General features: G+C 45.0%; 11 protein-coding genes. 6 read left to right on the top strand and 5 right to left on the bottom strand.

Going from position 1 to position 13,384, the window contains the following annotated elements:
• Window positions 1–2: 2 nt before the first annotated feature.
• The 3 genes from nudE to FCV43_RS03675 form a co-directional block, all read right to left on the bottom strand.
• A complete protein-coding gene (nudE, locus tag FCV43_RS03685; RefSeq protein WP_136994063.1) occupies window positions 3–560 on the bottom strand; it encodes an ADP compounds hydrolase NudE in 558 nt (185 codons plus the stop codon).
• Between the two features lie 324 nt (window positions 561–884).
• On the bottom strand, window positions 885–1,469 hold the full coding sequence (nfuA, locus tag FCV43_RS03680; RefSeq protein ID WP_029203303.1) for a Fe-S biogenesis protein NfuA: 585 nt from the start codon (window positions 1,467–1,469) through the stop codon (window positions 885–887).
• 119 nt (window positions 1,470–1,588) lie between these two features.
• Window positions 1,589–2,296, bottom strand: coding sequence for a ComF family protein (locus FCV43_RS03675; protein ID WP_084654766.1), 708 nt, complete (start codon window positions 2,294–2,296; stop codon window positions 1,589–1,591).
• An 87-nt stretch (window positions 2,297–2,383) separates the two neighbouring features.
• Here FCV43_RS03675 and bioH point away from each other — a divergent pair, with 87 nt between their 5' ends.
• Together bioH and FCV43_RS03665 are read left to right on the top strand one after the other, a co-directional pair.
• Window positions 2,384–3,154, top strand: a complete 771-nt coding sequence (gene bioH / locus FCV43_RS03670) for a pimeloyl-ACP methyl ester esterase BioH (protein WP_170961600.1) — start codon at window positions 2,384–2,386, stop codon at window positions 3,152–3,154.
• A 175-nt stretch (window positions 3,155–3,329) separates the two neighbouring features.
• Entirely contained in the window at window positions 3,330–3,800 is a 471-nt protein-coding gene (locus tag FCV43_RS03665; RefSeq protein WP_029203301.1) for a hypothetical protein, read from the top strand.
• A gap of 180 nt (window positions 3,801–3,980) precedes the next feature.
• Here the strand turns inward: FCV43_RS03665 and FCV43_RS03660 are convergent, their stop codons facing one another.
• Window positions 3,981–6,335: a Tex family protein gene (locus tag FCV43_RS03660; RefSeq protein WP_136994062.1), complete on the bottom strand. Its 2,355-nt coding sequence runs from the start codon at window positions 6,333–6,335 to the stop codon at window positions 3,981–3,983.
• Window positions 6,336–6,735: 400 nt separating this feature from the next.
• Here FCV43_RS03660 and FCV43_RS03655 point away from each other — a divergent pair, with 400 nt between their 5' ends.
• From FCV43_RS03655 to envZ, 4 genes are all read left to right on the top strand, one after another.
• Window positions 6,736–8,598, top strand: coding sequence for an ATP-dependent zinc protease family protein (locus FCV43_RS03655; protein WP_136994106.1), 1,863 nt, complete (start codon window positions 6,736–6,738; stop codon window positions 8,596–8,598).
• A gap of 76 nt (window positions 8,599–8,674) precedes the next feature.
• Window positions 8,675–9,160: a transcription elongation factor GreB gene (greB, locus tag FCV43_RS03650; protein ID WP_017052049.1), complete on the top strand. Its 486-nt coding sequence runs from the start codon at window positions 8,675–8,677 to the stop codon at window positions 9,158–9,160.
• 245 nt (window positions 9,161–9,405) lie between these two features.
• A complete protein-coding gene (ompR, locus tag FCV43_RS03645; RefSeq protein WP_017052048.1) occupies window positions 9,406–10,125 on the top strand; it encodes an osmolarity response regulator transcription factor OmpR in 720 nt (239 codons plus the stop codon).
• Between the two features lie 105 nt (window positions 10,126–10,230).
• Window positions 10,231–11,526, top strand: coding sequence for a two-component system sensor histidine kinase EnvZ (gene envZ, locus FCV43_RS03640; RefSeq protein WP_113796200.1), 1,296 nt, complete (start codon window positions 10,231–10,233; stop codon window positions 11,524–11,526).
• 104 nt (window positions 11,527–11,630) lie between these two features.
• Here envZ and FCV43_RS03635 read toward each other — a convergent pair whose 3' ends face one another.
• A complete protein-coding gene (locus tag FCV43_RS03635; RefSeq protein WP_136994061.1) occupies window positions 11,631–13,022 on the bottom strand; it encodes a uracil-xanthine permease family protein in 1,392 nt (463 codons plus the stop codon).
• Window positions 13,023–13,384 lie beyond the last annotated feature (362 nt).

The raw sequence follows: 13,384 nt of genomic DNA, 5'->3' as shown, positions 1-13,384 counted from the left end.
ATTTATTCTCCGAGTGTCGGTAAAGCTCGCAATGTGAGTAGTAGCGCAGTAATGCTTCTGGCTTCGCAAAAATCTAAATGAGTCAGTAACTCTTCGGCTTGTGCCAGTGGCCAACGTACTATTTCCAGTGGCTCTGGTTCATCCCCTTCCAGTGTTTGTGGGTAAAGGCCTTGAGCGATGAACAGCGTCATTTTACTGGAAAAATAAGAGGGGGCGAGAATGACCTCTTTTAACGGTGTTAGTTGGTGACTACCAAAACCTATCTCTTCTTTTAATTCACGATCTGCAGCTTGCAACGCGGTTTCACCTGCATCAATGAGCCCTTTTGGAAAGCCTAGCTCATAACGTTCCGTTCCGGCAGCATATTCACGCACTAATAAAATATCACCGCGTTCCGTAATAGGAACCATCATGACTGCGTGGCGACCACTCGGTTTCATGCGTTCATAGGTTCGTTCAACCCCATTAGAGAAACGCAGATCCATTGATTCGATAGAGAATAGTTTTGATTGAGCGACGACCTGTTGAGCCAGAATCTCAGGCCCTTTCTTTTTGCTCATGTTCGCTCACTCCTTAGCGTTGGTCACTTTCAATGATGAGAGCCTCTAATATATGGGAAAAAGTGATGATTTGGAAAGGGTGAGTTTTTAAGCAATCGATTTATTTATAAATATATATCAGTAATGAGGGCTCTATTCGTAAAGTGTCACAACAGAATCGTTTTACTGCCGGAACTGGGGCGTCAGCTATTTTGAGAAGGGCATTCATTCATCGGTGATGTTCAGGTAAAGAAAAGGCTGACACTTTCATGTCAGCCTCTCAATATTTAGGTTGGAACTACTTTTTTCTTAGTAAACGCTTTCTTCTTAGTAAGCACACTCTTCTTAGTAGTAAGAGTGTTCACCACGATCGTGCTCTGTTGCATCACGAACCGCAGTTAGTTCACCTTCGAACTGTTGAAGCAGCTCTTTCTCGATGCCTTCTTTTAAAGTGACATCAACCATAGAACAACCGTTACAACCGCCACCAAAGGCAACAATTGCTGCGCCATCTTCAGTGATCTCAACAAGGCTTACGTGACCGCCGTGGCCTGCCAGTTGTGGGTTAACTTGAGTTTGGATGGCGTATTCTACACGTTCCATCAGTGATGCATCGTCAGCCACTTTGCGCATTTTCGCATTTGGCGCTTTTAGCGTTAACTGAGAACCCATCTTATCAGTGACAAAGTCAATCTCTGCTTCATCTAGGAAAGGTAAGCTCAGCTCATCAACATACGCTGAAAAGTGTTCAAAAGGTAGCTGTGTATCCGTGGATTCAATCGCTTCTTGTGGGCAGTAAGATACGCCACACTCTGCGTTTTGAGTTCCAGGGTTAACCACGAATACGCGAATATTCGTGCCTTCAGGCTGCTGACCTAATAGGTTAGCAAAATGAGATTGAGCAGTTTCTGTAATTGTAATATTTGACACGACGAATACCTGAGTAAAATTGTAGGTTATTAGCACCATTCTACTCCTGTCAGAATATGAATTCAGCCCTTTTTTATTCTAATTCACCTCTTGTTATAACCAAATGAATCGCAAGAGTTTTAGCTGGCTGGTTCAGGAGTACGGCATACACAGTAAATATCAATTCTTTCGACGCCCACTTCAAGTAGTAATTTACATAAATGTCGTACTGTACATCCTGTGGTAACGACATCATCAACAATCGCGACGTGAGAAGCCTTTGGTATCCGTGATAATTGGAACGCTTGATGAAGGTTCACTTGCCTCTGCTCTTTAGATAACCCCTGTTGTGCGGGGGTAGACCGAGTGCGAATAAAAGCTTGTTTAAGGTGGATTGAGTTTGGGGATTGTTTTGCCAGATAGTGAGCGAGCAGTTCACTCTGATTGAAACCTCTTCTTATGTATCGTTGCCAATGTAAGGGGACGCCAGTGATGATGGGAGCGGGTTGATCAATGTTATTAGCGAGTAGTCGAGCCAAGTTTTTAGCGAACCAGTATTTCTTTTGATACTTAAATTGATGAACGTAGCCAGAGGTCGGGAAAGTGTAATCATTGACACAATATAAGCGGTGCCATAACGGTGGGTTTGATAAGCAGTTACCGCATTGATCTACCGTCGTTAAGGTGGGGATCCCACAACGTAGGCAGCGGGGTTGAGATAGAAAGTATTGATAGCAGTGCTGGCACCACATGTCCGTTACCAAGCGATTCTCTATATTGAGCCCGCACAAATGGCACTGGCTTAATCGGTTGAGGAGTGTGGTTTTTTCTCGCCAATGAGATAACATGAATTTCACTTAATAGATGGACAACAGAGATACGTTAGCGTGATAGCAACGTATCTCAGTATGGAATTAGTGGGAGAATTTGAGAGCATGAGCACACCTTTATATTGGCATGTCACTGGGCGAGGCAATGATCTGGTTTTAGTTCATGGCTGGGGTATGAATGGCGCGGTTTGGCAGCAGACGGTTGATGCGTTGTCTCCTCATTTTCGTGTCCATGTTGTCGATTTACCCGGCTATGGACACAGTGCGGAATGCCACGCTGAAAATCTTGAGCAAATTGCCCAGCAGCTTCTTGAACAAGCGCCAAAGCAAGCGATTTGGGTTGGTTGGTCTTTAGGTGGATTAGTTGCCACGCACATGGCGCTGCATCATGCGGATTACGTCAGCAAGCTCGTAACGGTTGCCAGTTCTCCTAAATTCTCTGCTGAAAAACCGTGGCGCGGAATACAACCAAATGTATTGAGTGCTTTTACCGATCAGCTGGTGGAAGATTTTCAAACGACCATCGAACGTTTTATGGCGCTGCAAGCGATGGGGAGTCCTTCCGCGAGGCACGATCTTAAGCAGCTAAAACAAGCGGTATTGTCGAGGCCGATGCCCAACCCAAAATCGTTACTCGCAGGGTTAACCATGCTCGCGGATGTGGATTTGCGCCATCAACTGCCTGATCTCTCGATGCCGTTACTGCGTTTGTATGGGCGTTTAGATGGGTTGGTGCCAATTAAGGTCGCAAAGGATTTGGATAAAAGCTTACCGGAAAGTGAGCAGTTTATTTTCACTCAATCGTCGCACGCGCCTTTCATGACCGAGCCTGAGGCATTTTGTCATCAGTTGATTCGTTTTGACGAGCAAGTATAAGTGTAAATAAATTGCTAAATAAATGAACAAACTGGTCGATATATAACCTAACCAAACAGAGCGCTAGGTTTGAACTGACCTGTAGTGAGTTGATGAAAACGAGCGATTGCTTTGAATGGGGCTGCTTGGAAACAAGCAGAGAGTAACTTCGGGCGATGCTGAGGAGGTTTCGACGATGATTGTGTCACCCACGACAGTAAGTGTGCCACTGATCGCCCCATCGGTAAATGTACAAACGGAACAGGTTGCGCGCGACAATAAAGTGCGAGAACCCGTAATGCCGACCGTAGCGTTAGCAAAAGCCAATGCGGAGCGTAAGGTTAAAGCAGACGATAAACGTCGAAGGCAATCTTCTTGGGATCCATCAGAGCACCCTGGGTATTCGATGGAAACAGAGTCAGAGACTGCTGCTGTTAATCATGAAGAGTTGAAGGACCCAATAGATAGGTTATTCGATTTGATTGCTTTACAGACCTATAGCAAAGATCAAGGCAAGAGTTACACCATACGATTTCGGCTGCCTAAGCACATTTTAGATGCAGCGATTAAAGAGGGGCAAATGGAGCGACGGCGAAAGGTGATTAAATATCATTATGGTCATGCTGTTGTACCCAATACACCTTCAGAAGTAATAGCGATACTATGAACATGATGTTAATGATCAGAGCCATCGAATAAAGGCCAATACGCAAGTATTGGCCTTTTTATTGGTTCATCGTACTAACTGGTTCATCGCGCTAATTGGTTCATCGCGCTAATTGGTTCATCGGATTATTAGCCCATGACCGATTAGTTTACGAAAGATTAGCTCATGGCAGATCAGCGACTACTTTTTGGCTTTAGCAAATGCCGCCGCGAAAGCGCCACCCATTGCTGCATTTTGAGGAGCAGAACGCTGATCTCGGTTTTGTTGTTGTCGACCTGACTGTTGACGCTCTTGCTGTTGGCGTGCCGGTTTCGATGCTTGGTTTTGTCCTGAAGAGCGTTGGCTGCGATTATCTTGTCCTGGCTCATCGTTAAGGCGCATTGTCAGAGCGATACGTTTACGCTGGGCATCAACTTCCATGACTTTTACTTTCACGATATCACCCGCTTTCACCACTTCTCGTGGATCGGCAACGTAGCGATCGGTTAGCGCGGAAATATGCACTAAGCCATCTTGGTGAACGCCGATATCAACGAAGGCACCAAAGTTCGCCACGTTTGATACAACGCCTTCCAACACCATACCAACTTCAAGATCAGAAACGGTATTCACCCCTTCCGCAAATGTCGCGGTTTTGAACTCTGGACGTGGATCGCGTCCTGGTTTATCAAGCTCTTTGATGATGTCGGTGATCGTCGGGACACCAAAGTTATCGTCCGTGTAATCAATCGCATGCAAACCGCGTAGGAACTGACTGTCGCCAATCAAACCTTTCACATCTTTGCTGTTTTTTGCCGCGATGGTTTTCACTAATGGGTACGCTTCAGGGTGAACAGAAGAGGCATCCAGAGGGTTTTTACCATCCATGATTCGTAAGAAACCCGCACACTGTTCAAACGCTTTTGGCCCAAGACGCGCGACTTTCTTCAATGCAGTACGAGCTTCAAATCGTCCATTTTCATCGCGGTAATCGACAATGTTCTGCGCAATTGTATTAGAGAGACCAGCAACCCGCGTCAGTAGAGCGGCAGAAGCGGTATTCACATCAACACCAACCGCATTCACACAATCTTCAACAATCGCGTCTAGACGTTTTGCTAGCATGCTCTGGCTCACATCGTGCTGGTATTGGCCCACCCCGATAGATTTTGGATCAATCTTCACTAGTTCAGCGAGAGGATCTTGTAAACGACGCGCAATCGACACCGCACCACGGATCGATACATCCATGTCTGGGAACTCTTTCGCCGCTAACTCAGAAGCCGAATAAACCGATGCCCCCGCTTCGCTCACAATGATTTTTTGTACTTTCAGGTTGCCACGTTTAATGACATCAGCAACGAAAGAGTCCGTTTCACGTGAAGCCGTACCATTACCAATGGCAATCAGATCAACATTGTATTTTCGTACCATCTGTTCAACCACATGAGCGGATTTGTCGTACTGCTTTTGTGGTGGGTGAGGGTAGATGGTCTCTGTTGCAAGAACTTTACCTGTCGGGTCAACAACCGCAATTTTAGAACCAGTACGTAAACCCGGATCAAGACCCAGCGTTGCACGAGGACCAGCCGGTGCTGCCATGAGTAGATCTTTTAGGTTGGTGGCAAACACTTCAATGGCTTCCACTTCCGCACGCTCTTTCATGCTGCCCATCAGCTCGGTTTCCATGTGCATCGATACTTTAATGCGCCACGCCCAGCTGATCACTTGCTTACGCCAAGCATCGGCGGGTGCGTTGCTCAGTGAAATGCCGTAATGGTCGGAAATAATCGTTTCGCAGTAAGAGCTACGAATGCTTTCATCTTGCGCGGGATCGGCATTCATAGAAAGTTGTAAGAAGCCTTCATTACGACCACGAAGCATCGCAAGCGCACGGTGTGAGGGAGCTTTGCTGATCGCTTCATTATGTTCGAAGTAGTCTTTAAATTTTTCGCCTGCTTGCTCTTTGCCTGCGACCACGCGCGCAGAAAGTTCAGCGTTACGGGTTAGATAAGTTCGGACTTTTTCGAGTAAATTCGCATCTTCGGCAATGCGTTCCATGATGATGACTCTTGCCCCGTCGAGGGCCGCTTTGGTATCCGCAATGCCTTTGTCGCTGCTGATGTATTTATCCGCTTCAGAATCAGGATTAGTCTGTGGTTCATTCCATAATTTGTCGGCTAGAGGTTCAAGTCCCGCTTCGATAGCGATTTGACCTTTGGTGCGACGTTTCTGTTTGTATGGAAGGTATAAATCTTCGAGGCGAGTTTTACTGTCTGCATCATTGATCTCTTTTTGCAGTTCAGGTGTCATCTTGCCTTGGTCTTGAATCGCCTTGATGATGCTTTGACGGCGATCATTAAGCTCTCTGAGATAAGATAAGCGAGTGTCTAAATTACGCAGTTGAGTATCATCGAGTCCACCCGTCACCTCTTTACGGTATCGGGCAATGAAAGGGACGGTGTTTCCGTCATCGATTAAGGTAACCGCTGCGATCACTTGCTCAGAGCGTACATTCAGCTCTTGAGCAATTTGTTGGCAAATAACTTGGCTCATCCGTGGGGTCTCATCTCTATTTTCAGGCTAAACTTTCTTAGCTCTAGCCGTCGGTATGAATAATTTTATGCTAATAACATGGGGGCGAAGTTAGCTATTTCCAATCTCACCCGATGAAGTTGTCAATTCTAAATAGATATTGAATTTTTATTACGCTGTTAAGTTAATATTTTGTCAAAACCTCAACTTCAATCAGAACTTATGAGCATATGAGGGCTCGAATGTGGATAATTAGTAATCATGAACGATATGGGAATATAGAATGCTGAAGATACCATCAATACTGACATCATTGGTCGATGAGATACGAACCGTTGCTACTCGGTCTTTTTCGCTTATTGTTACGCCAGCGAAAACAGTATTGGCTGCCCGCTTATCGCTTATGTCGCTTATATCGTTCATGTTACTGCTCATTTTGATGTCGTGGAGCGTCGGTTTACAAGCAAATGAACTCTCTTCTGCGACCACTCAATATCCGGTGTATGAAGTCGATAATAAAATTGTTTTAGGGCGAGTTGAGCGTGTCTATTATTCAGATATTGATGCTTTAAGTGGTGTCCCTTTTGTCGGGAAAATTGATACCGGAGCCGACACCACTTCCATACATGCCGACAATATTCAAGTCTTCAGCGACGCTCCTGAACTGCAAGGTTTACCGAAGCTAGAATTATTGAAAGCGCTAGAAAAAGCGTTTGATAAAACACCGAACAGGGTAAGTGCGAGCGTCTCTTTTACTCTTCGACACCCTTACACTGGAAAAGAGGTTAAGGTGCAACGTCCTCTTGAAAATATAGGTGTTATCCGCAGCCGAACCAGTGAAACTCCCCTTTATAGGCCCGTCATTCGCCTACCATTGACCATTGCAGGAAAGACGGTGAACACCAAGGTGAACTTGACCGATCGAGGTAATTTTTCAGCCTCTATTTTGATAGGAAAAAGCTTTCTTGAGCATAACGCTTGGGTATTAGCAGGCTATGATTACTTACAACAGCAGCCGAACTCGAAAATTGTGGGGAAAAAAGAGCAGTTAGAGTTAGCGGGCTTACCGATTGAGACGCGGTTCCTTGGGATCAACAAATATTCCAATATGCATGCTGAAAACATCCATGTCGATCCACAAGCACAACGTGTCACTTTTGATGCAATCAGTGTTGATGAGGTAAAAAAGACGCTCTCTTTGCCTTTAGATCGAATGCTGAATGTGAATGGTCACGAACGCCCACTGGTCAATTTACCTGTCATACTTGGTGATGAGGTTCACTATATGCAGGCGTATTTAAAAGACAGAGGTGAGTCATCTTCCATATTGAGTGTGGGGCAGGATACGTTGAATCAATACTTTATGATTGATACCGATGAAGAAAATTTCCTTGCGACTCAATTGAAAGCGGAACCATCGACAAAAAACGGCAAAGTGAACGCTTCCCAATACACTTATCAGCAGAGAATTGATCAACATAAGCCTTTAGTTGTCTCTACCTTTGAACACGTTGTGATTGATGGTTACAAACTTCAAGCTGAGCCCTCTTTTACAGTAAAAACGCCAATGCTTAAAGTCGACAGCTATGAGATGACCACGGGGGAAAACCGCACGGTTAGCTACTACTTGAAAGATAGTGCAGGCAATAAACAGAAAATAACCAAACCAGTGATCAAAAGAATCAAAGTGGGCAATTCAGTAAGACCGATTATTGAGGGGGATTTTGAATTAGGTGGGCGACATAAAACGCTTCAATTTGCTTTAGAAACACTCGACAACGGTAAGGAAGATGACGCTTACTTTGTGATTGGTAAGAAAATGGTAAAAGATGGCGTGCTTATCAATACGCGCTCTGATCACTTATTGGAAGACTATCCACTGTTTCGAGCAGGACACATTGAAAAGGCGACCGTGGAAGGGATGACCTTTCCGGTTAAATTGGATACTGGTGCCGATGTAAGCTCAATGCATGCTCTTAATATTAAACAGTTCAAGCAAGATGGAAAACCGATGGTGAGCTTCACCTATCAAAATGATCAGGGACAAAAACAAGATTTTACCCGACCTATGGTGGATGTGATGCGAATCAAAGCGAAGAAAGGAGAGAAGCCAACCATCAGGCCTGTTGTTGAGATGAACGTGCAACTGGGGAAGGTAAATAAAACCATTCGGGTCAATCTTCAAGATCGCTCTCGATTCCGCTACAGCATGATCTTAGGTAAGAACTTACTGAAGTACGGAGCGCTGGTGGGGAGTGATGAGGACTACTTACTGAATCAATGACAGTCGAGACTGATTGACAATGATGACTCATTTTCGGTACTACTAGATAAAACTTTACTCGTATAGAGATGCGACATTGAAAACCAAACTGATTACTCGGGAAGGCTACAACAAACTGAAGCAAGAGCACGATTACCTATGGCATGAGAGACGCCCAGAAGTGACCAAAATTGTTACTTGGGCAGCAAGCTTAGGAGATCGCTCTGAAAATGCGGATTACACTTTTAATAAGCGTTTATTAAGACAAATTGATCGCCGAGTTCGGTTTTTACGTAAGTTCTTACCGGATGTCACGATTGTTGATTATTCACCTCAGCAAGAAGGAAAAGCCTTTTTTGGTGCGTGGATAGAGATCGAAAATGAAGCTGGTGAAGTGAAAAAGTTTCGTATTGTTGGCCCTGAAGAAATTTATGGAGATAGTAAAGGCTACATCTCGATAGATTCACCAATGGCGAGAGCACTGCTCAAAAAAGAAGTGGATGATGAATTTGTGGTGCGTACACCAGAAGGTGATAAAGAGTGGTTCATTAACTCAATCACTTACGAGAAGCCGCAAGCATAGCCGAGCGCTTAGTTAATAATTTCGTTAAGCATTGAGTTTGGCCTGAACGAACGGTGGGGCTACAGATAATGCTTGATGTGACATACTTGTCGAAATACTGACCAAGTTAGACGAGTTGATGCGTTACTATGTCGGCAAAGGCAACAAACGTTAACAATTATTTAGGCGACTTTTTCCCTGAGTCTGTTACATTTTTCACTGCCTTATCTCTTGAGGTGGACGCTTTTAATAGGTGGAATCAGTAGATGCAAGAAAATCATAAAATATTAGTGGTCGATGATGACGCGCGTTTGCGTGCATTACTAGAACGTTACTTGTCTGAGCAAGGCTTCCAAGTACGTAGTGTCGCTAACAGTGAGCAGATGGACCGCCTGTTAACTCGTGAAAATTTCCACCTTATGGTGCTGGATCTCATGTTACCAGGGGAAGATGGCTTGTCGATTTGTCGTCGTCTTCGCAGTGCCAATAACATGCTACCTATCTTAATGTTAACGGCAAAAGGCGATGAGGTTGATCGCATTGTTGGGCTGGAAGTGGGTGCCGATGATTATTTGCCAAAACCTTTCAACCCACGTGAACTGCTTGCTCGAATTAAAGCGGTGTTGCGACGCCAAGTGGTAGAAGCTCCGGGCGCGCCAAGCTCAGAAGAGTTGATGGTTGAATTTGGTGAGTTTCGCTTAAACCTTGGTACTCGCGAAATGTTCCGTAATGAAGAGCCGATGCCGCTAACGTCGGGTGAATTTGCGGTACTTAAATCTCTGGTGACCAATGCGCGTGAACCGATGTCGCGTGATAAGTTGATGAACATGGCTCGTGGTCGAGAGTATTCTGCAATGGAACGCTCTATCGATGTTCAGATCTCACGTTTACGCCGAATGTTAGAAGAAGATCCAAGCAAACCACGCTATATTCAGACCGTGTGGGGTTTGGGGTATGTGTTTGTGCCAGATGGGAAAGAGGCATAACCCAATTCGATAAACCCTTGGCATGTTCCGAGGGTTTTTTATTTTCAGGTTAGACTTTCTCCTCACCTCCCACTCCCTGTTTCTCACTCGCTAAAGGTTTTCTAGATGCGTATTCGTAGCTCCCTTACTCAATCTATATTGCTGTTCATCACTCTGTTGGTGGCAAGCCAAGCTTATTCGTATTACGCCGTGTTCTATTACGCTCTGATGCCGAGCATGCAGCAGTTTAATAAAATTTTGGCGCATGAATTACGCTTGGTGCTAGACGAGCAAGATGAACTCGACTTAAAAACACCCTTAAGAAGACAATTGCTTGAAGAGCTTGGTGTCACCATTCATGGCAAAGGCACCCCTTCGACGGAAGAGTTTGAGCATGCTGTGACCATCGATTTAATGAGTGAAGAGATGAGTGAAGAACTTGGCTCCACCACCAATGTTAGATTGATTCTCGGTGAAGATAGCTACGTTTTATGGATGGATATCGATGCGTTGCCAAACTCGTTAATTCGGATCCCATTATCGGAGTTACAAGAGGAAGACTTTGCGCCTTTGTTTAACAATAGTTTGTTAATGGCACTGTTAATCATCGCTGGAGGTTGGCTATTCATCCGCCTGCAAAATCGACCATTAGTCGCCCTCGAAAAAGCGGCCAAAGTGGTGGGGAGCGGAGAAATCCCATCCCCCTTACCAGCAAAAGGTCCGTCAGAAATTCGTTCGGTGACGCGAGCATTTAACCAGATGTCCAAAGGTATTCAGCAGCTAGAAGAGGACCGCGCGTTACTAATGGCGGGTATTAGCCATGATTTACGAACGCCTTTGACTCGTATACGTCTTGCGACTGAAATGATGTCACCAGAAGATAGTTATTTAGCGGAAGGGATCATCAGTGATACCGAAGAGTGTAATCAGATCATCAGTCAGTTTATGGATTATTTGAAGCCTGTGAATGTGGAGTCGTTTGAAAGTGTGGATTTGAACGATATTGCCAGCGATGTTGCCAGTGCTGAAGGGGGGTATGAGGTTGAAATTGAAACACATATTGACCACACCTTAAAACTGGCGCGAGGCAACCCCATTGCGATGAAGCGGGCGGTGAGTAATTTGGTGGTAAATGCACTGCGTTACGGTAATGGTTGGGTACGAGTGAGTACTGGAATGACCGCTGATAGCAAATTGATTTGGGTGTGCGTTGAAGACAATGGGCCCGGAATTGAATCGAATCAGATTGATAAACTATTCGAACCTTTTACTCGTGGCGATACCGCAAGAGGGAGTGAGGGAACTGGATTAGGTTTAGCCATCGTCAAACGGATTGTGAGCCAGCATCACGGTTCAGTTGTGATGAATAATCGCAGTGAAGGTGGGCTCAAAGCTCAAATTAATTTTCCTGTTCGTGGTTAGATCATTGAATTTATAACTGTCCCTTAAAAATAAAAATGAGTTTGACGCGATATGGCATCAAACTCATTTCTAGCTTCTAGCTTCTAGCTTCTAGCTTCTAGCTTCTAGCTTCTAGCTTCTTCTGCTTCGATCTCTTCATCTTCTAATTTTTCAGGAAGTAAAAGGTTAAGCAAAATCGCAGTTACCCCGCCAGCGGCCACACCTGAAGAGAAGATGTTTTTGATGAACTCCGGCATAAACTGCAAGATCTCAGGTTTTTGTGCGATGCCCAATCCCATTGAAAATGAGAGTGCCATGATGAGAATGGCACGGCGATCAAGATCTACACGTGAAATGATTCGTACCCCCGCAGCGGCAATCGTACCAAACATAACAATCGTCGCTCCGCCAAGAACAGGCTCAGGGATCAACTGTACAAAACTTGCAACGCCCGGGAACAAACCAAGCAGTATTAGCATGCCTGCAATAAAGTAGCCCACGTAACGGCTTGCAACACCTGTCAGTAAAATGATGCCGTTATTTTGGCTAAAAGTAGAGTTCGGGAAAGTATTAAATACCGCCGCAATCGCCGAATTTAGGCCATCCGCGAGAACACCACCTTTGATGCGCTTCATGTAAACAGGGCCTTTTACTGGCTCTCCGGATACTTCTGAAGTAGCTGTAATGTCGCCAATCGCTTCCAGTGCCGTGATGAGGAAAATAAGAACCAGTGGGATGAAGAGAGACCAGTCAAAACTTAGTCCAAACTGCATCGGAACCGGTAGCGCAATAAGTTCTGTTTCTGCCAGTGTTGAAGTGTCAATCATGCCCATGAAGTAGGCCATCATGTAACCGACAAACATGGCAATCACAATGGAGGCAACACGAATATAAGAGTTACTTGAACGGTTTAATATGACGATTAAGCCAAGAACCGTCCCTGCCAACGCAAGCTTATCTAAGCTACCAAAACTGCCATCGGCTAATGCTGAGTAGCCTCCACCGATAGAAACCAAACCCACTTGAATCAAGGTTAGGCCGATAAGTGTTACGACGATGCCAGATACGAGTGGAGTGATAATACGGCGCGCATGTTCAAGTACGCGAGAAAGTAGAATTTCACTAAATGATGCTACAAGGATGGTGCCTAAAATGGCTGCCATGACGGTATCAATGCTTGCGCCTCCGGCTTTTAACGACAAACCTGCCGCAATAATAGGACCGATAAAATTGAAACTTGTGCCTTGAATGGAGAGCAAGCCTGATCCGATAGGACCAATGGTTTTAATTTGGATAAACGATGAAATACCAGAAGCGAACAGAGACATGCTGATAATGGTATTTGTCTGCTCAGGTGTGACACCTAGAGCTTGGCAGATAATCAAAGAGGGCGTGATGACGGCGACAAACATGGCGAGCAAGTGCTGTGTGGCCGCAAAAAGTGTTTGTAAAAGCGGTGGGCGATCATTGAGTTGATAGATCAGTTCCGATTTGCGTGCTGCGTTCGGGGTTTTCATGTGTTTATCCTAATTGTGACTAAGTTGCTTAGAGTTCGCTGAATGGGAACGCTAAGTTGAGTCGGTCTTCATCTGTGATTGCTGTTAATCAGAATCGACTCAGGTTGGGTTGAGTAGTGTTCTTACTCAAAATTTGTGCGCGATTATAAATAAACGAAAACAAAAAGCAAACGGTTGCGTGCGTGTTGTGGCGAGAAATTGATCTGAAATAAACAAACCGAACGGGTTGTGCCCATTCGGTATATTTGAGGAAAGCTCAGCTTGGAAAGGAGAGCCTAAAAAGGATCTCGTAGGAAAAGGGCTCTTAGCAAGGAGTTCTTAGTAAAGAGCTTTTAACAAGAGGCTCTGAACAAGAAGCTCCT

The organism is Vibrio genomosp. F6 (assembly GCF_005146325.1).
In the GTDB taxonomy this organism is placed as follows: Bacteria; Pseudomonadota; Gammaproteobacteria; order Enterobacterales; family Vibrionaceae; genus Vibrio; species Vibrio cortegadensis.
The sequence above is the reverse complement of the archived record's forward strand: the minus strand, read 5'-3'. Positions and strand labels throughout refer to the sequence as shown.